At 36.5% G+C, this 25,120-nt stretch carries 16 protein-coding genes; 9 read left to right on the top strand and 7 right to left on the bottom strand.

Annotated features, from left to right (window positions below; all coding sequences use genetic code 11):
* The first annotated feature begins 79 nt into the window (after nt 1–79).
* Entirely contained in the window at nt 80–1,309 is a 1,230-nt protein-coding gene (locus M4I44_RS11100) for a hypothetical protein (RefSeq protein ID WP_017495446.1), read from the top strand.
* A gap of 24 nt (nt 1,310–1,333) precedes the next feature.
* On the opposite strand, the gene M4I44_RS11095 is transcribed toward M4I44_RS11100, so the two are convergent.
* Nucleotides 1,334–1,735, bottom strand: a complete 402-nt coding sequence (locus M4I44_RS11095; RefSeq protein WP_070907036.1) for an excinuclease ABC subunit B — start codon at nt 1,733–1,735, stop codon at nt 1,334–1,336.
* A 56-nt stretch (nt 1,736–1,791) separates the two neighbouring features.
* Between M4I44_RS11095 and M4I44_RS11090 the strand changes: the two genes are divergently transcribed.
* From M4I44_RS11090 to M4I44_RS11080, 3 genes are read left to right on the top strand one after another with little or no spacing between them, the layout of a single operon-like run.
* Nucleotides 1,792–2,595 carry an alpha/beta hydrolase gene (locus tag M4I44_RS11090; RefSeq protein WP_249967336.1) on the top strand — a complete coding sequence of 268 codons (804 nt, stop codon included), beginning with the start codon at nt 1,792–1,794 and terminating at the stop codon, nt 2,593–2,595.
* A gap of 15 nt (nt 2,596–2,610) precedes the next feature.
* On the top strand, nt 2,611–3,621 hold the full coding sequence (locus M4I44_RS11085; RefSeq protein WP_249967335.1) for a dipeptide epimerase: 1,011 nt from the start codon (nt 2,611–2,613) through the stop codon (nt 3,619–3,621).
* Nucleotides 3,622–3,626: 5 nt separating this feature from the next.
* The gene (locus tag M4I44_RS11080) at nt 3,627–4,658 is read left to right on the top strand and encodes an aminotransferase class I/II-fold pyridoxal phosphate-dependent enzyme (RefSeq protein ID WP_249967334.1); all 1,032 of its coding nucleotides are present in this window, start codon (nt 3,627–3,629) and stop codon (nt 4,656–4,658) included.
* A 40-nt stretch (nt 4,659–4,698) separates the two neighbouring features.
* On the opposite strand, the gene M4I44_RS11075 is transcribed toward M4I44_RS11080, so the two are convergent.
* A complete protein-coding gene (locus M4I44_RS11075; RefSeq protein WP_249967333.1) occupies nt 4,699–6,231 on the bottom strand; it encodes a SusD/RagB family nutrient-binding outer membrane lipoprotein in 1,533 nt (510 codons plus the stop codon).
* 10 nt (nt 6,232–6,241) lie between these two features.
* Nucleotides 6,242–9,373, bottom strand: a complete 3,132-nt coding sequence (locus M4I44_RS11070; RefSeq protein ID WP_249967332.1) for a SusC/RagA family TonB-linked outer membrane protein — start codon at nt 9,371–9,373, stop codon at nt 6,242–6,244.
* A gap of 519 nt (nt 9,374–9,892) precedes the next feature.
* On the opposite strand from M4I44_RS11070, the gene M4I44_RS11065 reads away from it, so the two are divergent.
* The gene (locus M4I44_RS11065) at nt 9,893–10,357 is read left to right on the top strand and encodes a DUF1456 family protein (RefSeq protein ID WP_017495453.1); all 465 of its coding nucleotides are present in this window, start codon (nt 9,893–9,895) and stop codon (nt 10,355–10,357) included.
* Between the two features lie 289 nt (nt 10,358–10,646).
* Here M4I44_RS11065 and M4I44_RS11060 read toward each other — a convergent pair whose 3' ends face one another.
* Together M4I44_RS11060 and M4I44_RS11055 are read right to left on the bottom strand one after the other, a co-directional pair.
* Nucleotides 10,647–11,354 carry a LytTR family DNA-binding domain-containing protein gene (locus M4I44_RS11060; RefSeq protein WP_249967331.1) on the bottom strand — a complete coding sequence of 236 codons (708 nt, stop codon included), beginning with the start codon at nt 11,352–11,354 and terminating at the stop codon, nt 10,647–10,649.
* 1 nt (nt 11,355) lies between these two features.
* Nucleotides 11,356–12,396 (bottom strand): sensor histidine kinase, encoded by a 1,041-nt coding sequence (locus M4I44_RS11055; RefSeq protein WP_249967330.1) that lies wholly within the window; start codon nt 12,394–12,396, stop codon nt 11,356–11,358.
* A gap of 221 nt (nt 12,397–12,617) precedes the next feature.
* On the opposite strand from M4I44_RS11055, the gene M4I44_RS11050 reads away from it, so the two are divergent.
* On the top strand, nt 12,618–13,421 hold the full coding sequence (locus tag M4I44_RS11050) for a DUF5694 domain-containing protein (protein ID WP_249967329.1): 804 nt from the start codon (nt 12,618–12,620) through the stop codon (nt 13,419–13,421).
* Nucleotides 13,422–13,685: 264 nt separating this feature from the next.
* Here the strand turns inward: M4I44_RS11050 and sucC are convergent, their stop codons facing one another.
* Nucleotides 13,686–14,879: an ADP-forming succinate--CoA ligase subunit beta gene (sucC, locus tag M4I44_RS11045; RefSeq protein WP_017495457.1), complete on the bottom strand. Its 1,194-nt coding sequence runs from the start codon at nt 14,877–14,879 to the stop codon at nt 13,686–13,688.
* 415 nt (nt 14,880–15,294) lie between these two features.
* On the opposite strand from sucC, the gene gltB reads away from it, so the two are divergent.
* Together gltB and M4I44_RS11035 are read left to right on the top strand one after the other, a co-directional pair.
* Complete coding sequence (gene gltB, locus M4I44_RS11040) at nt 15,295–19,812, top strand: glutamate synthase large subunit (protein ID WP_026109875.1); 4,518 nt, start codon at nt 15,295–15,297, stop codon at nt 19,810–19,812.
* 115 nt (nt 19,813–19,927) lie between these two features.
* On the top strand, nt 19,928–21,382 hold the full coding sequence (locus tag M4I44_RS11035; RefSeq protein WP_249967328.1) for a glutamate synthase subunit beta: 1,455 nt from the start codon (nt 19,928–19,930) through the stop codon (nt 21,380–21,382).
* A 100-nt stretch (nt 21,383–21,482) separates the two neighbouring features.
* Here M4I44_RS11035 and M4I44_RS11030 read toward each other — a convergent pair whose 3' ends face one another.
* On the bottom strand, nt 21,483–23,615 hold the full coding sequence (locus tag M4I44_RS11030) for a TonB-dependent receptor (protein ID WP_249967327.1): 2,133 nt from the start codon (nt 23,613–23,615) through the stop codon (nt 21,483–21,485).
* A gap of 122 nt (nt 23,616–23,737) precedes the next feature.
* On the opposite strand from M4I44_RS11030, the gene lysA reads away from it, so the two are divergent.
* The gene (gene lysA / locus M4I44_RS11025) at nt 23,738–25,030 is read left to right on the top strand and encodes a diaminopimelate decarboxylase (RefSeq protein WP_255348295.1); all 1,293 of its coding nucleotides are present in this window, start codon (nt 23,738–23,740) and stop codon (nt 25,028–25,030) included.
* Nucleotides 25,031–25,120: the final 90 nt, after the last annotated feature.

Here is a 25,120-nt window from a genome sequence, read left to right as displayed (position 1 = left end):
TTATACTTAAAATTATGGAAGAAATATTTTATAAGGAATTTCAAATTCATTAGTTTTAACAAAATTTTAAAACGCTGAAATGAAATATCTTTTATTCCTTCTTGCTCTTTTTGTTTTCAATATTTCTGCCCTGGCACAATCTGGAAATAATGATTTTTGGAATAAAGAAATAGAAAATTCTTCGGATATCATCAAACCGAATATTCTTTCCAATCACCCGCTAGGAATTTATATTTCCAGATTAAATCATAATTTCAATGTTCGTTCTCCTGATAAATACTCTTTTTCATTTGAATTCTCTAGCGGTAATGTCGCTCTACCTTATGTAAAATCATATGAATTAACAGATCCCAACGATCAAAAGGCGGCAGAAAATATGCCCTGGCATGTTCGGGAGTATGCTTTTGACTTCAATAAAGTTCCGCACAATACTAAAGAGTTCACCGCCGATGGTGTGATTCGATCGTATCGATTTACTTTTACATTGCCTATCACGGTTCATCACGAACTTAATTTCGGTTTACGAATAAATTCGCTGGATGGAGGAAAATATCCGTACTCTATTTTTACTTCTGATGAAACAATCGAATGGTTTCACAGTAACATTGCCGGCGGAGAAGATCCTTTCTCAAGACGTTACTATGGTTTAAATAAAGCCGGAATATCTTATAAAGATGAAAATGACAGGGTTCTCACCATGCATAACGGTAATTTTACCATTCCCGGAATTGACATCAATTACAACTATTATCCCAAATTAGAAATGAATGAAAAACATCATATCTATTTGAATTTTGGAGCACAGCTCGGTATCAATACTTCTCCATACAATCCTGTGGCCGATTTTGGGATTTCTTCTTCTATTCTAAAAAAGAAGATCATTAAAAACAAAAACATTCTGACTTTTGGTGCCAGTGCAGGAGTTTTGCGTCAGCATTTTTTAGAATATGGAGATCGGGTAAATATTAGTAGTAGGGATTTCTTCTATAGTCTTGAAGGGCTTATTGACTACAAGGTAAAACTGAAGAACAATAACCACCTTTCGTATGGCATCAATTATAATTTTCAGTCCTCTTATAATAGAAAAAACGAAAAAGATCATACTGTTCTCACCGGACAAAGAATCAAGACGCACTGGCAAAAAACGATTTCACATTTATACGAAGATTTAGAGGGATGGAATTTTATCTGCACCTACTCTACCAAACGTTTTTCTTATTTCGTGTATTTCAGAGAAGATCTAAATCTGGACAATGCACCTGATTTTCAAACCGGTATTGGTTTAAAAATGTCCATTAAAAAAAAGTAATTATCTGATCTGAAGCTTAAAAATTTAATTGTGCTGTTCCTGAAATACTTTCAATAAAAGTTTAGGATCGATTATAGCATTGGGTGCTTTTTTCATTAAATCGAGAACACGTCGGGTTGCAATGGGATTCAAACCCATTTCGATCGCAATTTGCTGTATGGCTTTGGCTTCTTTTTCATGCAAGATACCATCGCAATACATAATCAGCGCCAGTCGGTAAAATTGCTGAATGCGCTGAAACTCCGATTTTATAACTGAACCGGCGCTTTCCTGATGAAATAAATCGCGGAAAACATCGGCACTAATATTTAATTCCTGAGCCACCAACCACAAAAACTCATACTCTCTTTTATGCAACTGTCCGTCAACGGTAGAGAAAGCAATCATTTCTAAAAGTAAACTTATCTTTTCGGCTTCGGTATTCATCAATTTATTATTTTTAGCTAAAATATTGTTTTTAACTCTAAAACGCAACAGTACTCATGATTAGGAGATTTTTCTTTTTTATTTTCTTATGGGTAACCGCCGTCGCAAGCGCACAAGAGAGTACTGCTTCAAAAAACATATCTACCTTTACCATCGAAGCTCCTCAGCTAAAAACAACTAAAAAAATATGGATTTATCTTCCTGATGGATATGCCGCTTCGCCCAAAAAGAAATACAGCGTAATTTACATGCACGATGCCCAAAATTTGTTTGATGGCAAAACTTCGTATGCGGGCGAATGGAATGTAGATGAAAAACTGGACAGTCTGAAAGCACCCGTAATCGTAGTAGGCATTGAACATGGAAATGACAAACGTTTAAACGAATTAACTCCGTATAAAAATGAAAAATACGGCGGTGGTGATGCCGATAATTATCTTGATTTTATTGTAAAAACGCTAAAACCTTATATCGACCAAAATTACAGAACCAAAACTAAGGCCAAAAACACCCTGATTATGGGAAGTTCACTTGGCGGATTGGTTTCGTACTATGCCGTGTTAAAATATCCCGAAGTCTTCGGAAAAGCAGGTGTATTCTCGCCATCCTTCTGGTTTTCAAACAACATTTATACTTTGACGGAACAAACTCCTAAAGTCAAAACTAAAATTTACTTTTTATGCGGAGACAAAGAAAGTGACGATATGGTAAGAGATATGACAAAAATGGAACGTCTTCTGGACACTAAGCGTTGCTACTACCTTCATCTCACCAAATCTAAAATTGTAAAAGGCGGCGAACATAATGAAAAACTTTGGCGTGATGGTTTCGCAAAAGCAATAATCTGGCTGGGCTATTAAATAAAAAACAGACTTATGGAATTAATCTTAAGAGAATACAATTTAAAACTCAAACATACTTTTACCATTTCCAGAGAATCGATTGATTTTCAGCCTTCACTGATTGTGGAGCTTAAAAGCGATGGCTTTTCAGGTTTTGGAGAAGCCACTTCAAATCCGTATTACAAAACAACTGTTCCGGTAATGATTCAGGATTTAGAAAAAATTCGAAGTATTATCGAAAGTACAACCACTGAAACTCCCGAAGTTTTCTGGTCCAAAATCTATCCGTATTTAAAAGACGATATGTTTGCTTTATGCGCTTTAGACATGGCTTATAATGACTTGTACGCACGCAAAAAAGGCAAGAAACTGTATGAATTATGGAATTACTCTACAGAAAAAAATCCGCTTACGGATTACACTATTGGTATTGCCTCTATCGAAAAAATGGTTTCAAAAATGCAGGAACTTCCCTGGCCTATTTACAAAATTAAACTAGGGACCAAAGAAGACATTGCTATTGTCAAAGAGCTTCGAAAACACACCGATGCCATTTTCAGAATCGATGCCAATTGCGGCTGGGATGTTGAGGAAACCATTAACAACGCCATTGAGCTCAAAAAACTAGGTGTAGAATTTCTCGAGCAGCCCATGAAAGCCGATGACTGGGAAGCCCATAAGGAAGTTTTTAAGCATTCGGTCTTACCTGTAATAGCCGACGAAAGCTGCATTATTGAAGAAGATGTCGCAAAATGTTTCAACCATTTTCATGGGGTAAATGTAAAACTTGTAAAATGCGGAGGTCTGACTCCGGGGAAACGCATGATTGAAGAAGCCAAAAAATTAGGACTCAAAACGATGGTGGGCTGCATGACCGAATCGACTGTGGGAATCTCGGCTATTGCTCATTTGCTCCCTCAGCTGGATTATGTGGATATGGATGGAGCCTTACTTCTAGCTCAGGATATTGCCACCGGAGTAACCATAAAAAATGGTATAATTCATTATTCTGATCTTAACGGCACCGGAGTAACCTTAATCTAATTTTTATGAACGTAAACCAATTTCCGGACAGAACTTTTGAAATCAATCAGGAACAATACTTGTATTTTGGTGGAACTGCTTATTTGGGATTGCCCACCAATAAAGCTTTTCAGGAATTGGTCATTCAAAATATACGAAAATGGGGAACCACTTATGGCAGCTCCCGCAATGCCAATATAAAACTAACGGCTTATGAAAACGGCGAAGCTTTTCTCGCCGGTCACATACAGGCCGAAAGTGCTGTTACGGTGTCATCGGGAATGCTGGCCGGAAAATTGGTTACGGAACAATTGACTAAAACCACCGATTGTTTCTTTCATTTTTCAGATCTGCATACCGCAATTAAAACGCCCAACAGTTTACCAATATTTTTGAACAATCAGATACATCCACGTCTGACCGATTCTAAAGCAGAGAAAATTACGATTCTTACTGACGGAGTTCCTTCCTATCAGACCAAAGCTGTTGATTTATCTGTTTTAAAGGAAATTCCCAATCATAAAGAAGTCACTTTAGTTATCGATGAATCGCATTCGTTTGGAATTTTAGGAAAAAATGGCTGTGGAATTTATTCACAGATCAACCTTCCCATTAAGCGTAAAATTATGGTTTCGTCTCTGGGAAAAGCGTTCGGCTTAAATGGCGGTGTTATTGCCAGTGATACTTCTTTCATCGATCAGATAAAAAATACGGATACTTTTATATCGGCTGCCGGAATGAATCCCGCTTTTGTTCAGACGCTGGCCGATGCATCGGATATTTACCGCGCTCAGCATCAAAAATTAATGGAGAATCTACATTATCTGGATACAAAACTTATCAAAAGTGAGCATATCAAATTTGATAAAACGTATCCTTTGATTTACATTGAAATGGAACGTATAACGGATATTCTTAGAGCAAATAAAATTATTATCGCCAATTTCAGGTATCAAAAAAATTCGAGAGATATTAATCGAATTGTAATTACAGCCCATCACACTAAAGATGATTTAGACCAGGTAATTGAAATTTTGAATCAAAGTAAAAGCGTATAAAAAAACAGCTCTGATCAAAAAATCAGAGCCGCTTTAGTTTTTATTTATCCCACCAAACCGGTGTGACCATTGATTTAAAGTTTAATTCATAATTTGCTTTATTCGCGTTTCTTTCGTTAGTTGAATAAATAAATCTTCTAATCCATTTTCCTCCATTAGCAGGATCAGCGGCTTTTGGCAGGGCTAATCCCGGAAAAACGTTTGTAGAAAAATCATACCTTCTGTAATCATTAAATGTTTCGCAGTTCAAATAGAGTACTATATTTTTTTGCCTCATAATATCTTTCAATTGCAAACTAGCGGCACCTTTATTAATAGAAGCATCTCCCAAATAAGCATTTTTATCCGGACCGGAAACTCCCAATTTATCCATATTTGCCCCAATAGCATCCATAAAGGCGCTATACCCTGTTGCATTTGTTCCGGTACTTGTCGCATTACCTCCATTTAAAATAAATTGTGCTTCAGCCTGCATTAGTTTAACTTCAGAAAAGGACAAAATAACAACTGGCGAATCTACTTTTGAATAATAAGAATACAGCCCTATTTTAGCATTCGGTGCCGGTGTTCCTTTTGATCCCTGGCCAGGTTCTCCACCAATATAATTCCCAGGAACATTAGGATTTGGATCTTTAGGATTCACCACCCCATCTGTTACTGGATAACTTCTAAGATCAATCAGTAATGGCATTCTGGGATCCATCGTTACCGTTTTAAAAGCAAACGTGCTTCCGTTCATAAAACCAATAAATTGCTTGGTTATCAAATAAGATGCATTTCCGGTATTAAGTCCTAATTGATTATTATACCACGGATTGGTCTGTACTTTATTGTAAATCAGTTGAAAGTCATCTGCATTAGATGTTATTCCTTTAGCCAAATAAGAAACTACCGTACTGGCAGCAGTTGTTGCATTAATTTTTGATAAGTGCAGTGCATATCTCGCTTTAAAGCTATAGGCGGCTTTTATCCATTTTTCAACATTTCCGCCATAAACAAGGTCTTCTTTTCCAGGAGTAAAAGAGGATGTGTTAGGAGCCGATAGATTGGCAATTGCCTGATCTAACAGGTTGTTTATACCTTTGTAGACCTCTTCCTGGCGGTCATATTCCGGCTTAAAATTCTGTGATGCCAACGACGCCTGCGAAAAAGGTATATCTCCGTACAGATCCGTCAGTAATCCAAAATTTACTGCTTGTAAAATTTGAACAATGCCCTTGTAATGTGATGATTTTGTTTCATCGGCTTTATCGGCTACTTCTTTCAGATTTCCTAAAGCTTTTACATACACCGAAGACCAATAACTATCTAAGGATTCTTCGTAATGATTGTCTACCCCTACTGACGAATTAAGTGCAGAGGAAGTATATTGCGTTAATAAAGAAACTCTGGTCGCGGCCGAGTACTGAGCATCAAATGTGTAATAAATTGCAGGACCCAATAGATCTTTTAAATTCTTATTAGCATCAGGTATTACATTTCCTGGTGTATTTACATCAAAATAATCATCGCTACAGCTATAAGTCGTCAGAGCAATGATTATGATCAAGAATATTTTGAGTATATTTTTCATCTTTTCTAAATTAAAATCCTAGATTAATACTAAATGAGTATGATTGTGTAAGCGGAGTCGTCAAACCTGTAAATCCGTAAACATTGGTACCGGCACTGTAGCTGGAACCTTCCGGATCAAAACCATCAAATGGTGTCCAAATCAGGAAATTACTACCCGATACTGTAAAAGACAAATTAGAAACACCAATGGTTTTTAAGGCTTCTTTGGTCATATTATAAGTAACCGACACATTTCTAAGCTTAAACCAGGAGGCATCCTGTATAAGAGCATCTGCGGCTGTATTGTAAATCGTATTGTTATAATAATTGTTACGTAACGATTTATTTATAGGGATGTCGTTAGGTACATATCCTCCTGCTCCATCCGATTTTACACCGTCTAAAACAGCCGTTTCGCTTCTGTCAGCAGTGACTCCCAAAACACCATTTCTAATTCCGTTTCTTCTGGCTGTATCATACGCATCTCCGCCTTTTTTATATTCCAGCAAAAAACCAATATCAAAATTTTTAATTTTAAAGGTATTGTTGAGAGTAGCTACCCAGTCCGGAAAAGCCTCACCAATCTTACCTATTGCTATGGCACCCGTACTTGTTTTATTAAAAACAGGCAATCCGTTTGCACCAATCACTACTTTACCGTCTACTCTTTGCCAGGACTGCCCATAAAGTGTTCCCGCTGCATCACCCAAACGTACTTGTGAAGTTATATTGGTAGCCTGAGAGTCATATCCGAAAATAATATTTTCAAAAGGCAATGCTGTAACTTTAGTTTTGTATTGTGTAAAATTTAGAGTAGATGTCCAGCTGAACTTTGGATTTTTAAACCAATCTGCACCTAAAGTCAATTCGTTTCCGGTTGTTTTTAAAGATCCCCCATTGTCCCAGAATGCCGTAATTGAAGAGGATTGCGGCACGATTCTTTGAATAATCTGATCCTCACTAACTCTGTTAAAATAAGTGTATTCCAATCGTATTCTATCTCTAAAAAAACGTAAATCTGTACCTATTTCCCAAGTAGATATAATTTCGGCTTTCAAATTTGGATTGGCATCAACGGATGTAGCAGATACTCCTCCAACTCCGTTGAATGGAAAATTTACATCTTTTATATTTTTTCTAAAGATCGCAAACGGAGGCGTTTTTCCGCTTTGTGCCCAGGAGGTTCTTAATTTTCCATAAGACAAAACAGACTTGTTTTGGTCTATCAAATCTCCAAAAAGAAAAGACAAATTCGCAGAGTAATAATCAAATTTATTATTCTTTACTGGCAAAGTAGATACCTGATCGTATCGCCCCGTAACCCCCAGATAAATAATTTCTTTATAATCGGCTTTTGCTTCAAAAAAATTACCCACGTTTCTTACACGCTCTTCACCCGAATTATAAGCAAACAAATTGGTCGCATTAGAAATATTATTAAAATCTGTAATAAAAATTCCTTCTCCTCTTACATTAGAATAGGTGTTTTTGGTATCCAAAATTTGATTTCCTAAAGTAAGGGTGGTATTAAAATTTCCGAATTTTTTATTGGCCGTGATCACAAAACTGGAATTAAGTCCCGTAAAGCCAATATTTTCATCCAAAATAAAACCATTTACAGCTGTTCCCACATCAAGATTAGCAGGAACATATCGGTTTCTCGTTTCAGAATAATTATCTACACTAGCTCTATACACAAAGTTTAACCATGAAGTTGCCTGGTAATTAAAATCGGCCGAAGCAATAATACGATTTACATCATCTTTTAGATTACTTACAGCCGTAAAATATCTTGGCTGATCGATAATACCATTTGTATAATCTTTTTCTTTACCGGCAGCGGTAAGATAATCATTTACATCAATAGAGGGTGACCAATAGGCCAGAGAACTCATCACCGATTTGTCTCCATTATTAGATCTTATACCTCCGGATTTTGTATAAGCAAAAGAAGACCCTATTCTAAATTTTTCAGAAATCTGATACCCTCCATTTGCTTTGAAAGTTTTTCTTTGGTAAGAAGTATTCGGTACAATACCATCATCTTTACTGGTAGAAGCAGATACAAAATAATTGATTTTCTCTGTTCCTCCGCTCACACTCACGCCTAAGTTTTGAGTCACACCTGTTTTAAAGAAATCTTTATAAAAATTTCTGTATTTAATTCCTGCACCATCTGAACTGGAATATTCGGGTCCAAAACTCCAGAATCCTCCCGGGCTTGCAGGATTTACCCATTCAAAACCACTAGCGCTATCCGACACTGTACTTTTTACATAAGAAGCTCCGTTTAAACCTTCTCTGTATTTGGATTGCAGTTCCGGATAATGATTTACCTCGCTAAAAGAAATACTGGAATTGATACTAATTTTCGGTTTTCCTTCTTTTCCTCTTTTGGTAGTGATAATAATCACACCATTACCGGCCAAAATACCATACAATGCTGTTGCACCAGCACCTTTAAGAACGGTGTAGCTTTCGATATCCTCAGGATTGATATCTATTGCTCTGTTAGAAAATGAAAACTGTTCTCCGCTACTCACAGAATTAGAGCCTTTTGAGGGAGCTACATTTCCTATAGCCGTAGAATTGTTTACTGGGTTCCCATCTATAATAATCAAAGGCTGATTATTGTTAGACGGATCTAAAGAAGAAACACCACGAATAACAATATCTACACCTGCACCAACTCCTCCCGAAGTTTTACTAATGGTTACTCCCGCTACTCCTCCCTGTAAACTTTCAAGAGCATTTAATTGGCCCGGTCTTTCGATATCTGAGGCCTTCAAAGTCTGGCTGGCATAACCCAAAGATTTTGTTTTATTTTTTATACTAAAAGCAGTTACCGTCACTGCATCCAACTCTTTAGAATCCGGATTCATTTTTACATTCAAAATACTTCCCGTTACAGTAGCTTCATTCATTTTGTACCCAACGAACGAAAATAGTAAGACTGATCCTTTATTTACGCTAACGGCAAAATCCCCGTCTAAACCAGAAGTAGTAGTATTGGATGTTCCTTTTTCCAGGATATTTACACCTGGCATTGAAACTCCCCTCTCATCTGTTACGCTTCCTTTTACCGTTATTTTTTGCGCAAACAGAATACCAGAAGTAAGTAAGAACAAAACGAAGGAAAAGGTAAAATTCTTTTGTTTCATAAATTTTAGTTAAAAGTGGTTAATAATTTGGTTTGTTAGACCTGTAATTTACAGACTTTATTTTACTAAAATTCGTTTTCATATTAAAATTCAAAGATATTTCTTATAAATATATTTTGCTTTGTTTAGAAGATGAGAGTCTAATCGAAATACCGGAAGCAAACAAAATTCTTATTCCCAATTGCCAATTTCAAATACAAAAAACAAAGCTCCTCTAATTCGAATTGTAATTACAACCCAACACTTAAAATTCGATTTGATCAATTAATAGATCTCTTAAACGATTGTGATTTTAAATAAAAGCGAAAGAACCTGCCACGAATACGCTAATTTTCACCAGTTATACTGCGCTCCAATTTTAATTATTACAGTTCGGTGTAAAAAAAATTAAAACACCCTGTGTCATAATAATTACTTTTAAAATGTACCTTTGTAAAAAATTAAGCGTATAGTTTGTGATTCCGACGAAGATTGTAGGAACTTGAAACTTAAAACAAACTTGAAACTAAAAATCAAAAAATGACAAACAACGATATCCTAAAAAAACTTCGCGTGGCTTTGATGCTCCGTGACGACCAAATAGTAGAAATTTTAGAATTAGTAGATTTCAGAATTTCAAAATCAGAATTGGGCGCTTTTTTTAGAGCTGAAGATCACCCAAATTTTATGGAATGTGGTGATCAGGTTTTACGTAATTTCTTAAACGGACTGGTAATTCATTTAAGAGGAACGAAAGAAAACCCGAAAAACCCAAATGATGTTTTGGCTAAACATAAAGCTCAAATTCCAAAAAAAGACAGCACAAAAGACAGACCTGAATTTAAAGCCGCTCCTAAAGATTCTGAAAGAGCAAGAGGCGATCAAAGTCCATCCAAATCAAGTTCTGCTGATAAAAGACCTAAGAAGAAAGAGTTTCCAAAAGGCAATGGAAAACCAGTAGTGGTAGAAAAAGTAGTTTACAAAAACGGTAAGAATAAAAAGTAGTTTTTTTTACCGCAAGGAGCGCTTTTTACCGCAAAGAGCGCAAGGATTTTTTAATTATAAGAATCTATACAAACGCAAAGTTCGCAAAGCTATAATGGATAAAGCTTTGCGAACTTTGCGTTTATTAAGCACAATCTAAGAAAAAAACTTTGCGAACTTAGCGGTTATTAAGCCCAATCTAAAAAAACTTTGCGCCCTTTACGGTTACTAAGCACAATCTAAGAAAAAAACTTTGCGCTCCTTGCGGTTACTAAACGCAATCTAAGAAAAAACTTTGCGCCCTTTGCGGTTAAATTTTATTCTCCTCTATTTTCTCAAAAAAAGCATCTTTAAAAGTGGCCCCAATCGGGAGTTCTTTCCCATTTGTAAAAACGGAAAAATTATCTGTTGACTCAATATGTTTTAAAGCTACCACATACGATTTATGAATTTGAACAAAACCTTTTTTGGGCAATGATTCAACAACATTTTTTAGGGATGAATGAGTGATAATTTGCTGATTCGATGTATGTATGCATACATAATTCTGAAGACTTTCTACATATAAAATCTCCTCTAAAAACAGCTTTACAAACTTATTTTTTCCATCAGTTTTAATAAAAATAAATTCAGCCGAATTGTTATTCGATACAACCTCTGTTTTTGAATCCCCATTTAGTTTGGAAACCGCCTGATAAAACCGTTCAAAAGCGATTGGTTTTAGTAAATAATCTACAGCATTCAATTCAAATCCCTCCAAAGCAAAATCAGGATAAGCCGTTGTAAAAATTACTTTTATCTCTTTAGAAATGATTCTGGAAAGCTGTAAACCTGTTAATTGCGGCATCTGAATATCCAGAAAAATAACATCAACACTATGTGTATTTAGAAATTCTAATGCTTTCAACGCATCATTGAAAACAGCTGTTTTTTCTAAAAAAGATACTTTCCCGATATAATTTTCCAGAATACGGGTTGCCGGCGGTTCATCATCAACAATGATACACTTCAATTTCATATTACTTTTTTAATGGTATTTTTAAATAGGTTTTAAAGGTATTCTTTTCTGCTATTTTCTCGAGTGTAAACTCACCTTTATAAGCATGCTCCAAGCGTTTGCTAAGATTATCAAAACCAATTCCGGTTGAAGAATAATTTTCACCTGCACCATTATAGTTAAAGGTTGACAACTCTAAAAAATTTTCTTTTATTACGATAGCAATAACCGCTTTCTCCTCTTCTTTATTCAATTTTCCATGTTTGAAAACGTTCTCAATAAAATGCACCAGCACCGACGGAAGAATCTTTTCTGTTGTGTAACTCCCTTCGATTACAAAATCCAGGTAAAGCTGATCTTCAAATCTTTTTTTCTGCAAATGAATGTAGTTTTCTACAAACTGAATTTCTTTGGAAAGCAATACCTCATCTTTCTCCGTTTCTGTAATGACATAACGCAGCAAATCCGAAAGCACCAAAATATCCGAAGCCATTTCATCCTCTTTCAAAACCAGCTGACTGTAAAAGGAATTTAAAGTATTAAACAAAAAATGCGGACTCACCTGCGATTTCAGCATTTGAAGCTCTGCCTTTTTATTTTCTAATACTAATTCCTGATTTTGTTTTTGCGTTTCCTGAAAATGAAAGAACAGATAAGCCAGACTGCTTAAAACAACAGCAGGCAGGCCAAAGAAAAAATTATCCTTAATATAATAACTGACCTCTCGGGTTTCTTTCGCATAATTATGAATTCCGGTAAGCTCATATAGTATCACTTCCTGAACAAAATAACGTATCGCAGCAAAAATCAACAAGGTGATAGGAATACTCATCACAAACAAGAGAATTTTCTTTTTGTTTAAAAACCATTTGCAAAAAGTGTGAAAATTCAGAAAGTAGACAATGAAAATTACCACTATAAAACTAATGTTAAACATAAAGGAAATCCTGTTGAATACAAGATCCAGATCCCGATTGTTTATCCCAATTTCCCAAAGATTAAAGGTGATATACAATCCCAGAAAAAGAAAGATATGATAAGACAATGGTATTTTTAGCTTCATAATAATATTGTTGTCCTTTCAAAAATACAACTATGACTTCATATGGATGCTATATTTATACAAAACCTCTATTTTGGGTGACGAACCATCAAAAACGATACACCAAATTTTTAAACCGCAGATTCTCAAGGTTTGTAATCTGAAATTTGAAGTTCATCAAAAACTAAAATTTCACCTGAAAAGCTATGCTACATTTATCCTGAATTTAAAAACCAATCATCATGAAAAAAATCGCCTTATTACTGTTTTTTGCTATCGCATTCCATACTGTTTCTGCACAATCCAAAAAGAAACAAGTGCTATTACTTGGAACCTTCCATTTTGAAAACCCGGGGCTTGACGTTGCTAAAGTAAATACCTTTAATGTAATGTCAGACAAAAGCCAGAAAGAACTGGAGAACATTACGAATAAAATAAAAAAGTTTGGTCCTAATAAAATTTTTGTAGAATGGAATTATCAAAGACAAGACAAACTGGACAAATTCTACAATAGAAATACAGACAGTTTACTTCATAAACAATCAGATGAAATTGTACAAGTCGCTTTAAGATCAGCTAAAAAACTAGGTCATAAAAAACTATATGGCATTGATTACAACAACACCGACTTTCCATATGACAGTCTCGTAAAAGGAATGACAGCAGCCGGTCAGTTTGATCTAATCAAAAAGAATGAAGAAACTATGAAATATTATGAGAAGAGTCAAAATGAAAAAATTGCCAAATATTCACTGACTGAACTGCTGTTAGACATCAATACCAAAAAATCGAATGAAGACAATATTGGCTGGTATGTTGAAACGGCTACTAAAGGAGGCAAAACGGACGATTTTGTGGGGGCTTACTTAGTTTCGGAATGGTACAGAAGAAACCTTTATATGTATGCTTTAATTCAAAAACTAACCGAAAGTAAAGACGACAAAATAATGGTTTTATTAGGTGCCGGACATACTGCGATGATCAGGGAATTTGTTGAACACAATCCTGATTTTGAAATTGTAGAACTGGCAACGGTTTTGAAATAGTCAGGAATCATTTAACCGCAAAGCACGCAAAGAATTTAACTTAGGATTGTCAATAGAAACGCAAAGTTCGCAAAGCTATTTGTTTAAAAAAGCCACGAATTCACGAATTTTTATTCTCAAAGATTATAAAAAATAATTCGTGAATTCGTGGCTAAAAAACTTTGCGAACTTTGCGCAATTCTTTGCGTGTTTTGCGGTTATAAAAACAAAAAAAATCCACTCCTTTCGGAATGGATTTTCTATATCAATTGATTTCTTATTTAATTAAGAAAGAGCAGCTTTAACTTGGTCAGCAGCTTCCTGAAATTGAACAGCTGATAAAATTGGCATACCTGAGTTGTCAATTAATTCTTTTGCAATTTCAGCATTTGTTCCTTGCAAACGAACGATAATTGGCACATTGATAGCGTCACCCATGTTTTTGTACGCATCAACAACACCTTGAGCAACACGGTCACAACGAACGATTCCTCCGAAGATATTGATCAAAATAGCTTTTACGTTTGGATCTTTTAAGATGATACGGAAAGCTGTTTCAACACGTTTAGCGTCAGCAGTTCCACCAACGTCTAAGAAGTTAGCAGGCTCAAAACCAGCATATTTAATTAAATCCATAGTTGCCATTGCAAGACCAGCTCCGTTTACCATACAACCTACAGTACCGTCAAGATCTACATAGTTCAAACCTACTTCTTTAGCTTCAACTTCGATTGGATTCTCCTCACGGATATCTCTCATCTCAGCATATTTTGGTTGTCTGTATAAAGCGTTATCGTCGATATTTACTTTAGCGTCAACAGCAAGAATTTTGTTATCTGAAGTTTTCAAAACCGGGTTGATTTCGAACATAGATGCATCAGAACCAACGTAAGCGTTGTATAAAGCATCGATGAATTTTACCATTTCTTTAAAAGCATTTCCAGTAACACCTAAGTTAAAAGCAATTCTTCTTGCCTGAAAACCTTGTAATCCAACAGTTGGATCAATTTCTTCTGTAAAGATTAAGTGTGGTGTATGCTCAGCAACTTCTTCGATATCCATTCCACCTTCAGTAGAATACATAATCATGTTACGTCCTGTACCTCTATTCAATAAAACAGAAACATAAAACTCAGAAGTTTCGCTTTCACCAGGATAGTAAACATCTTCAGCAACCAAAACTTTGTTTACTTTTTTACCCTCAGCAGAAGTTTGAGGAGTAATCAATTGCATTCCGATGATTTGTTCAGCAATTTCTTCAACTTGTTGCAAGTTTTTAGCCAACTTCACTCCACCACCTTTTCCACGTCCACCTGCGTGAATTTGTGCTTTTATCACATGCCATCCTGTACCAGTTTCGGCAGTTAATTGTTTTGCAGCAGCCACAGCTTCAACCGCATTGTTAGCCACAATTCCGCGTTGAATGCGTACTCCGTAACTTGCTAAAATTTCTTTTCCTTGATATTCGTGTATGTTCATAATATAGAATTTGTCTGGTTCTGAATTTATTTCAGAATAAAAGTGCGACAAAAGTAGCAAAAATCAACTTAATAGTAAAATCTTTTTCAATTAAAAAACGAGAGTGATATGCACGAAACGTTTATTCTTTTTGAAAGCAAAGAAATGGTTAAATAAATAATTTGTTAATATTAACTAGAAACCACTAAAACGTTTGATATTTAACAAAAATACCGCCGTATTTGTTAGCCTTACAGCGATTTTTCATACTATATTTTAGTCTGTATTGTCATTTTAATAATTCGCAATGGCTAAAAAAACATTATTATCAATTAAGAAGTCTTTTTCTAATATTACAACAAAAATAAAAGCAAAACAGCTATTTCAATACATTATATTTAACGAAATCTCTATTTTTGTAAAAAAAATATCAAGAATGAAAGTTAAAGAACAAGGGCTTTATTTGCCTGAATTTGAACACGACAATTGTGGTGCAGGATTTATTTGTAATTTGAATGGTATTAAATCAAATGATATTATTCACAAAGCATTGGATATCTTAATAAAATTGGAACATCGTGGTGCAGTTAGTTCTGATGGAAGAACTGGAGACGGAGCTGGAATTTTATTCGACATCCCACATGATTTTTTTAAAAAAGTATGTGATTTTGAAATCCCTGAAACACGTGAGTATGCAGTAGGAATGGTTTTTTTACCAAAAAGCAAAAACCAGGTTTCTTTTTGTATGAACGCTTTCGAATCGACTATTAAGGATCAAAATTTAAAGATTCTGGGTTGGAGAGATGTACCAGTTGAAGTAGAAAATTTAGGGCAAATCGCCGCAGAAAAAGAACCAACAGTTAAGCAGGTTTTTGTTAGCAAAAACGGTCAGGATTTAACTGAAAATGAATTTAATGCAAAACTTTTTGCAGCTAGAAAAATTGCCGAACATGCCATTAGAGGATCTAAAACCTCCGAAAGCCACATGTTTTATTTCTCTAGTTTATCGACCACTACCATAATATATAAAGGTCTCTTGATGCCGGAAGACATCAGCCGTTATTATGTTGACTTAAAAGATCCCGATTTAGTGACTCGTTTGGCATTAGTACACCAGCGTTTCTCTACCAATACATTCCCATCCTGGGATTTAGCCCAGCCGTTTAGATACATGTGTCACAACGGTGAAATCAACACGCTTCGCGGAAACGTTAGCCGTATGCGCGCTCGTGAAGAATTGATGCAAAGCAAAATTTTTGGCGATGATATCAAAAAACTATTTCCAATTATCTTAGAAGGAAAATCAGATTCTGCTTCTATGGATATGGTAGTAGAGCTTTTATTAATGACGGGACGTTCCTTACCGGAAGCCATGATGATGGTTGTTCCGGAAGCCTGGGAAAAACACCAGACCATGTCTCCGGAGAAAAAAGCCTTCTACGAGTTTAATGCTTGTATTATGGAGCCTTGGGATGGCCCTGCCTCTATTCCGTTTACAGATGGTAACGTCATTGGTGCATTATTAGATCGTAACGGATTGCGTCCATCACGTTATACCTTAACCAAAAGCGGTTTTGTAATCATGTCATCAGAAATTGGTGTTTTGGATATCGATCCTGAAGATGTGATTCAACACGGTCGTTTAGAGCCCGGAAAAATGTTCCTGGTAGACATGAACGAAGGCCGTATTATCGAAGACGACGAGGTAAAAAAATCCATCGTTACCAAACGTCCTTACAAAGAATGGATCGATGCTAACTTATTGCCTTTATCTAAAATACCGTATACCAATAACCCAACGCCCGTTGAGAAACTGGATTTCTTAACCAGACAAAAATTATTTGGTTATACAATTGAAGATTTAAAAACCATCATTAACCCAATGGGAGGTCAGGGAGCTGAAGCCATCAGTTCTATGGGTAACGATACGCCTTTGGCTGTTTTATCAGACCAGCCGCAATTGTTGTACAACTACTTCAAGCAATTGTTTGCACAGGTGACTAACCCGCCTTTAGACGGTATTCGTGAGGAGATCATTACTGATATCAGTTTAGCCATTGGCGGTGATTTCAATATTTTTGAAATTGAATCTAAGCAATGTAAAAAACTAAAAATCCAAAATCCGGTTATTTCCAACGAGGATTTAGATAAAATAAGAAACATTGACCACGTTGATTTCAAATCGGCTACTATTTCTACCTTATATAAAATAGAAAAAGGAGTTAACGGACTGGAGCGAGCACTTGAAAAATGTGTTGAGGCAACCTTTAAAGCCGTTTCTGAAGGATGCAATGTTATTATTTTATCAGACCGAGGAGTAAGTGAAGAACTGGCTCCAATACCAATGTTACTGGCTTGTTCGTACATTCATCATTCTTTGAACATCCTTCAGGTTCGTTCGAAATTCGGAATCATAATTGAATCTGCCGAACCTCGTGAACCGCATCATTTTGCTTTACTGTTCGGATACGGTGCCAGTGCGATCAATCCTTACATGGTAAACGAAATCATTCACGATCAGGTAAACCAAGGCTTTATCAAAGGTGTAAAAGCAGATTATGCGATTGTAAATTACAACAAAGCCATTGCAAAAGGAATCGTTAAAATCATGAACAAAATTGGTATCTCTACTTTACATTCGTACAGAGCTGCTCAGATTTTCGAGATTTTAGGACTGAACAAAACTTTTACTTCAAAATACTTCCCTTACACCCCATCACGAATTGAAGGAATTGGTTTGATGGAAGTCGAAAAAGAAGTGAAGAAACGTTTCCAAAAAGCATTTCCAAATTCAAAAATTGCCAACTTACTTTCCCTTGAAATTGGAGGTATTTACAGATGGAGACGCGGTGGAGAGAAACACATGTTCAACCCGACCACTATTTCTAAATTACAACAGGCCGTTCGTTTAAACAGTCCTGAAAGCTATAAAGAATATTCTAATATGGTCAATGAGCAAAGCTCAAACCTAATGACCATCAGAGGTTTATTTGAATTCAATAATTTAGATCCAATTTCTATTGATGAAGTAGAATCATGGACTGAAATTGTGAAGAAATTCAAAACCGGAGCCATGTCTTACGGATCCATCAGTAGAGAAGCGCACGAGAATTTAGCGATTGCTATGAACAGAATTGGCGGAAAAAGTAATTCTGGAGAAGGAGGAGAAGATCCAAAACGTTTCCAGAAAGAAATTAACGGAGATTCGAGAAACAGTGCGATCAAACAAGTAGCTTCGGGACGTTTTGGTGTTTCGATCAACTATTTGACCAACGCTAAAGAAATCCAGATTAAAATGGCTCAGGGGGCTAAACCGGGTGAAGGCGGACAGCTTCCGGGAGAAAAAGTAGTGCCCTGGATTGCCGAAACCAGAAACTCAACCCCTTATGTAGGTTTGATTTCACCACCGCCACACCACGACATTTACTCTATTGAAGATTTATCTCAGTTGATTTACGATTTGAAAAATGCCAATCGTGAAGCTCGTGTCAATGTAAAATTAGTTTCTGAAGTTGGCGTTGGAACCATCGCAGCCGGTGTCGCAAAAGCAAAAGCCGACGTGATCTTAATTTCAGGTTACGACGGAGGAACTGGTGCTGCCCCTTTAACGTCTTTACAACACACTGGTATTCCATGGGAACTTGGATTAGCCGAAGCGCAACAAACTTTGATCTTGAACGATTTAAGAAGCCGTGTGGTTTTAGAATGTGACGGACAGCTAAAAACAGGTCGTGACGTAGCGATAGCTGCTTTATTAGGAGCAGAAGAATTTGGTTTTGCAACGGCTCCGTTGGTAGCCTCAGGATGCATCATGATGAGAGCTTGTCACTTAAATACCTGTCCGGTTGGTATTGCCACTCAGGATCCTGAATTGAGAAAAAATTTCAAAGGGACTCCGGAGCACGTCATCAACTTCATGTATTTTATTGCTGAAGAGCTAAGAGAAATCATGGCGCAATTAGGTTTCAGAACTTTAAAAGAAATGGTGGGTCAGTCGCAAAAATTAAATGTGAACAAAGCGATCCAACATTACAAAGCCAATGGCTTAGACTTATCATCGATTCTGTACAAACCGGAAAAAGCCAAAACGGTTCCAAATCACAACACAACACAACAAGATCACCAACTTGAAAATGTATTGGATTTTGATATCATTAAAGAAGCAATTCCTTCTATTTACAGAAAAGAAAAAACCAGAGTTACCTTTAAAATTAAAAATACAGACCGCTCTGTAGGTGCTATTTTGAGTAATGAAATCTCAAAAATTTATGGCGCACAAGGATTACCTGATGATACTATTTTAGTTGATTTTGAAGGTTCTGCCGGACAAAGTTTTGGTGCTTTTGCCACCAACGGATTGTCGTTTAAAATTCACGGAAACTGTAATGATTACTTAGGAAAAGGTCTTTCGGGAGGAAAATTAATTGTAAAAGTACCTCCTACTGCCACTTTCAAACCTGAAGAAAATATCATTATCGGGAACGTTGCCCTTTACGGAGCTATTACCGGAGAGGCTTATATTAATGGAATTGCCGGAGAGCGTTTCTGTGTTAGAAATTCCGGAGCAACAGCAGTTGTGGAAGGAATTGGAGATCACGGATGCGAATACATGACGGGAGGTACAGTAGTTGTTTTAGGAAAAACAGGACGAAACTTCGCGGCAGGTATGAGCGGTGGTGTTGCTTATGTGTACGATCCGAATCAACAATTCGATGCAAGGGTATGCAACATGGAAATGGTTGCTTTTGATCCTATCGAAGACGAGGACGTGAGAAAACTAAGAAAACTGATCAAAAACCACTCTTTGTACACCAACAGTCCATTAGCCAAAAGAATTTTAGCAGACTGGGAAAATGAACAGCAAAATTTCGTAAAAGTGATGCCAACTGATTACAAAAAAGCATTACAACGAATTGCAGAAGAGAAAAAAATAGAAGAATTAATAGCGGGGTAAAATCAATTTCAAAAATCAATTTCAATGGCAATGTCTTCCTGAGCGAAGTCGAAGGAAGCGAAGTCAAAGGATTGGAATTTGGAATTTAAGAAATTGGAATTTAATTTAAAATGTCATGGGTAAAATAGGCGGATTTAAAGAATATAACAGAGCCGACGAAAGTAATATAGCAGTTGCAGAACGTGTTACGAACTACAACGAATTTACGATTCCGTTAGCAAAAGATAAAATAAAAGAACAAGGTTCGAGATGTATGGATTGTGGTATTCCTTTTTGCCACAGTTCCTGTCCGTTGGGGAATTTAATTCCTGATTTCAACGATATGGTACATCAGGAAGAATGGCAAAGTGCTTTAGAGATTTTACAGTCTACTAATAACTTTCCGGAATTCACAGGCCGCTTATGCCCTGCTCCATGTGAGAAATCATGCGTATTAGGGATCATCAAAGAACCTGTTGCCATCGAAAACATCGAAAAAAACATCATCGAAAGAGGTTTTGCCGAAGGCTGGATCAAACCACAGGCCCCAAAAACCAGTACCGGAAAAACAGTTGCGGTTATTGGTTCAGGTCCCGCAGGTTTAGCAGCAGCACAGCAATTAAACAGAGCTGGTCATACCGTTACCGTTTTTGAAAGAGACAACGCCATAGGAGGTTTATTACGTTACGGAATTCCAAATTTCAAATTAGAAAAAGGAATCATCGACAGACGTGTAGCAATCCTTGAAGCGGAAGGAATCACTTTTAAAACCAATGTAAATGTTGGCGTAAACTATAGCGTAGCCGAATTAAATTCTTTTGATTCTATCGTATTGTGCGGTGGTGCAACCGAAAGAAGAAGTTTACCAACTAAAGGAATCGAAAGCAAAGGCGTTGTTCAGGCAATGGATTTCTTAACTCAGCAGACCAAAGTTTTGTTTGGAGAATCAATTCAAGATCAGGTTATGGCTACCGGTAAAGATGTAATCGTAATTGGCGGTGGAGACACCGGTTCAGATTGTATCGGAACTTCTAACAGGCATGGTGCAAAATCGGTAACCAACTTTGAGATTTTACCAAAACCTCCGGTTGGACGAAGCGAAACAACTCCCTGGCCTTTTTGGCCGCTACAGTTAAAAACCTCATCTTCTCACGAAGAAGGCTGCGACAGGAACTGGTTGATCAATACCAAAGAATTTTTATCAAACGACAGAGGAGAACTGGTAGGATTAAAAACCGTTGAAGTACAATGGAAAATGACTCCGGGTCAGCGTCCTGAATTAATCGAAAAAGAAGGTTCAGAGAAAATATGGCCATGCGATCTAGCTTTATTGGCTTTAGGATTTACAGGCCCTGAGAAAACTTTAAGCGAGCAATTAGGTCTGGAAATCGATATGAGAAACAACTATAAAGCCAAAAATTATCAGACGAATGTTCCGCACATTTTCACTGCCGGTGATATGCGAAGAGGACAGTCCTTAATTGTATGGGCTATTTCAGAAGGCCGTGAAGCGGCGAGAGAAGTCGATTTGTTCTTGATGGGTTCTACCAATTTGCCAACCAAAGGAAACGGAGATTTGCCTAGTTTGTAAGTCACAGACTCCCTAACCTTTGTAAAAATAAAAGCCCCTTTTTGAAATCAAAAAGGGGCTTTATTATGAAATATTAAAATTACACTTCAAATTACTCTATTTAAAAATTATACTGAATTTGTAAAGTGGCACGTCTTCCCGGAGCATTCACAAAATCTTTATCTCTCGCCTGCCACCAGGCAATATTGGGAGCGTAATCTTTATTAAATAAGTTCTCCACTCCCAGCGCCAATCGAAATGATTTATTGATGAGATAAGAACTGCTTAAATTAAAGACCGTATATTTTTTTACCGGACCTTCGTTAAAACTATACAAGTTTGTGATTGGATTTGGATCAAATCGGTCTCTTTTGAAGTTATGTAAAGAACTTAATTCAATATCTAAATTTTTCAGCGGACGAATCTGAACATAAGTAGTAAGTTTTGGAGCCATTATTCGGGATCCGTTAATATATTTTTCGTACGATCCGTTATTGTCATTATCGACCTTCCCTTCTATCCAGGCAAAAGCACCTCCAAAACTTAGAAACTCTATTGGATTAAAACCCACAACGGCCTCATATCCCCAGATGTTTTCGGGAGCACGCTGCATCGCAAAAGAACCATCAGCTGACTGAATTGATGTAGCCCCTAATTGTGATGTGCTCCAGAAACTGGTTACCTCATAGTTGAACCATTTTTTAATCGTTCCGGCCACTCCCATTTCGTAATTGTTTACAATAATAGGATCAGTTGGTAATTTTGAGATCACACTTTCAGTAGACGTTCTTAAAATGCGCCCTACCTCATTGATCGAAAAAGATTGAGAATAACTCGTAAAAACATTTACTTCCGGCATAATGTTATATCTTAATCCGATGTTTCCAACGAGAGCATTGTAATCTAACTCGCCTCCCTGAACAAAAATACTTTTGGTGTACGTATTGTTTTTAGCATTCAGTACCGGTAATGTGTTAAAATCATCTGCTTTAACCTTAATGTTTTCATATCGCGCACCTGCTTTTAAGGTAAATTTACCCCAGGCATCAAATTTAATCAACGCAAAAGGAGCTGTATTAAGCATTTTCATTTGAGGAGTCCAAAAACGACCGTCTTCTAATTTTTGAACCGTTTTGTCCTGAAGCAAATCCAGACCGTAAATGATCTCCGCTTTATAGGTATCATTGGCAAAAAGACGGGAATCAAAATTAACGCGAAGCCCTTTCTTTTGCGAAGCCACATTTGATTGACCTCCGTTTAAAAACTGATCTCTGTCATACGAATAAACCGTTCTGAAATCCTGTGCATAAACATTAACATCCAAAGAAGTATTGTTCCAAATCTCCGAGTTCGAATACGCTACTCTAAAATTATGATTTCTCGGAGTTCCTTCAGGCGTCCCCAAACGTCCACCGGCGTCCACTCCAATCGTTGGGATTTCTCCCCATTTACCAATCTTAACATCCTGATCTAAAAATGACTTCGAAGCATAACCCATGTACGAGAACTCTAACCTTTGGGTATCAGTTAGTGCGTATCCTATTTTAAACAAGCCGTTGTACGTATTTAAATTCGACAAACTATAAAACGGCGAAAGGTTCACTCCGTTAGCATCTTTAGCAACACCTGATCTTTCCTGTGTAAATCCAACAACGTAATCGAACTTTTTTAGTTTTCCTGCCAAAGAAAGTGAAGCTCTGTAACCAAATGATTCTGCAAAAGTTTTCGGTTGTGTGATCAAACCTAGCTGTACCGAACCGCTAATTTTTTCTTCAGAATGGTTTTTCTTTGTAATATAATTGATGATCCCTCCATCGGCACCATTCCCATAAATTGAAGTTGCACCTTTAATAACTTCCACTCTTTCGATAGACGAAGGATCAATTACCTGAAGGTCTCTTCCTCCATTTCTCAAAGGCGTAGACTGCGGGATTCCATCAATCATAACCAAAAACGGTCTTCCTCTTAAAGTCTGACCGAAATTTGAAGTTTGGTTACTCGCGGTCGCTAAACCCGGAACTGTATATTGCAAAATATTACCGATATTCGAATTTACCAAGGTCTGACTTTGGATTTTTTTAGCTCCAACAATCGTAATAGAAGAAACAACCTCTTTTATACTCTCTTTTTTTCGGCTTGCAGTTACAATAATGTCATCTAAATTATTAGTCTGCAAACTGTCTTTTGATTTTTCCTGAGCAAATCCCACCGATGTTGTAAGGATAATCAAGCAAAATGTAATAATCTTTTTCATAAATAATCTCTAATAATGTAATTTTGGGGCAAATATAATTTTTATTCACTCTAAATAAGAATTAGAAACCATTAAAAGTTAAAAAAACTCTAAATGTTTATTTTATAACAATTTGTTACAATTTGTTATTTTTCAATTTAAAATTTGTCAATCGGCAAAAGAGTAATAAGTTTGCTGAAAATAGTTTACAGATGCAAGCAAAAGATTTACTGCAGTTAGCAGACCAATTTGGAAGTCCATTATATGTATATGATGCCGAAAAAATCCAATCTCAGTACAACAGGTTAACTAAAGCTTTCTCTAAGGTAGAAAACTTAAGAGTTAATTATGCCATGAAGGCATTGTCTAACGTTGCCATTCTTCAGCTATTAAAGAACATGGGATCTGGCTTAGATACTGTATCGATTCAGGAGGTTCAATTAGGCCTTCATGCCGGCTATGATCCTGACAAAATTTTCTTTACACCAAACGGAGTTTCTTTAGAAGAAATCGAAGAAGTAGCCGCAATGGGTGTACAGATCAATATCGACAATTTATCTATTTTAGAGCAATTCGGAACCAAACATCCTAATATACCGGTATGTATTCGTATCAATCCACACGTAATGGCGGGTGGAAATGCTAATATTTCTGTTGGACATATCGATAGTAAATTCGGAATCTCTGTTCACCAAATACCGCATATTTTGCGAATTGTTGAAAACACAAAAATGCATATTGTGGGGATTCACATGCACACAGGATCGGATATTTTAGATATCGAAGTATTCTTGTATGCAGCTGAAATCTTATTTGATACGGCTAAACATTTCAAAGAATTACAATTCTTAGATTTCGGAAGCGGATTCAAAGTGCCTTACAAAAAAGACGATATCGAAACGGATATTGAAGAATTAGGTAAAAAATTATCTAAAAGATTCAATTCTTTCTGCACAGAATACGGTAGAGATTTAACGTTGATTTTCGAACCTGGAAAATTCCTCGTGAGCGAAGCTGGTTTCTTCTTAGCCAAAGTAAACGTAGTAAAACAAACCACTTCGACAGTTTTCGCAGGGGTTGACAGTGGTTTCAATCACTTAATCCGTCCGATGTTTTACGGTTCACAGCACCATATTGAAAACATCTCCAATCCAAAAGGAAAAGAGCGTTTTTACTCGGTAGTAGGTTACATCTGCGAAACGGATACTTTTGCCAACAACCGCAGAATTTCAGAAATTACAGAAGGCGATATCTTAGCGTTCAGAAATGCAGGAGCTTATTGTTTCTCTATGTCTTCGAACTACAATTCAAGATACAAACCAGCTGAAGTTTTATGGATGAACGGTCAGGGAATCCTGATTCGTGCTCACGAAACTTTCGAAGATTTACTAAAAAATCAAATTCCGTTGCCACAAGAAATTGCAGCAACAGTTTAAAATAAAAAAAAAGAGAATATCACCGAAGTCCCGTTTCTTAATTGAGGCGGGATTTTTTTTACAGTTTTTAGATTTATGCCCCGTCTGGCT

Source organism: Flavobacterium sp. B183 (genome assembly GCF_023539155.1).
GTDB lineage: Bacteria > Bacteroidota > Bacteroidia > Flavobacteriales > Flavobacteriaceae > Flavobacterium > Flavobacterium tructae.
The sequence above is the reverse complement of the archived record's forward strand: the minus strand, read 5'-3'. Positions and strand labels throughout refer to the sequence as shown.

Excerpts from the sequence above, each read along its gene's own strand:
- M4I44_RS11100 (WP_017495446.1), top strand. The coding sequence starts at position 80 with ATGAAATATCTTTTATTCCTTCTTGCTCTTTTTGTTTTCAATATTTCT.
- M4I44_RS11095 (WP_070907036.1), bottom strand. The coding sequence starts at position 1,735 with ATGAATACCGAAGCCGAAAAGATAAGTTTACTTTTAGAAATGATTGCT.
- M4I44_RS11090 (WP_249967336.1), top strand. The coding sequence starts at position 1,792 with ATGATTAGGAGATTTTTCTTTTTTATTTTCTTATGGGTAACCGCCGTC.
- M4I44_RS11085 (WP_249967335.1), top strand. The coding sequence starts at position 2,611 with ATGGAATTAATCTTAAGAGAATACAATTTAAAACTCAAACATACTTTT.
- M4I44_RS11080 (WP_249967334.1), top strand. The coding sequence starts at position 3,627 with ATGAACGTAAACCAATTTCCGGACAGAACTTTTGAAATCAATCAGGAA.
- M4I44_RS11075 (WP_249967333.1), bottom strand. The coding sequence starts at position 6,231 with ATGAAAAATATACTCAAAATATTCTTGATCATAATCATTGCTCTGACG.
- M4I44_RS11070 (WP_249967332.1), bottom strand. The coding sequence starts at position 9,373 with ATGAAACAAAAGAATTTTACCTTTTCCTTCGTTTTGTTCTTACTTACT.
- M4I44_RS11065 (WP_017495453.1), top strand. The coding sequence starts at position 9,893 with ATGACAAACAACGATATCCTAAAAAAACTTCGCGTGGCTTTGATGCTC.
- M4I44_RS11060 (WP_249967331.1), bottom strand. The coding sequence starts at position 11,354 with ATGAAATTGAAGTGTATCATTGTTGATGATGAACCGCCGGCAACCCGT.
- M4I44_RS11055 (WP_249967330.1), bottom strand. The coding sequence starts at position 12,396 with ATGAAGCTAAAAATACCATTGTCTTATCATATCTTTCTTTTTCTGGGA.
- M4I44_RS11050 (WP_249967329.1), top strand. The coding sequence starts at position 12,618 with ATGAAAAAAATCGCCTTATTACTGTTTTTTGCTATCGCATTCCATACT.
- sucC (WP_017495457.1), bottom strand. The coding sequence starts at position 14,879 with ATGAACATACACGAATATCAAGGAAAAGAAATTTTAGCAAGTTACGGA.
- gltB (WP_026109875.1), top strand. The coding sequence starts at position 15,295 with ATGAAAGTTAAAGAACAAGGGCTTTATTTGCCTGAATTTGAACACGAC.
- M4I44_RS11035 (WP_249967328.1), top strand. The coding sequence starts at position 19,928 with ATGGGTAAAATAGGCGGATTTAAAGAATATAACAGAGCCGACGAAAGT.
- M4I44_RS11030 (WP_249967327.1), bottom strand. The coding sequence starts at position 23,615 with ATGAAAAAGATTATTACATTTTGCTTGATTATCCTTACAACATCGGTG.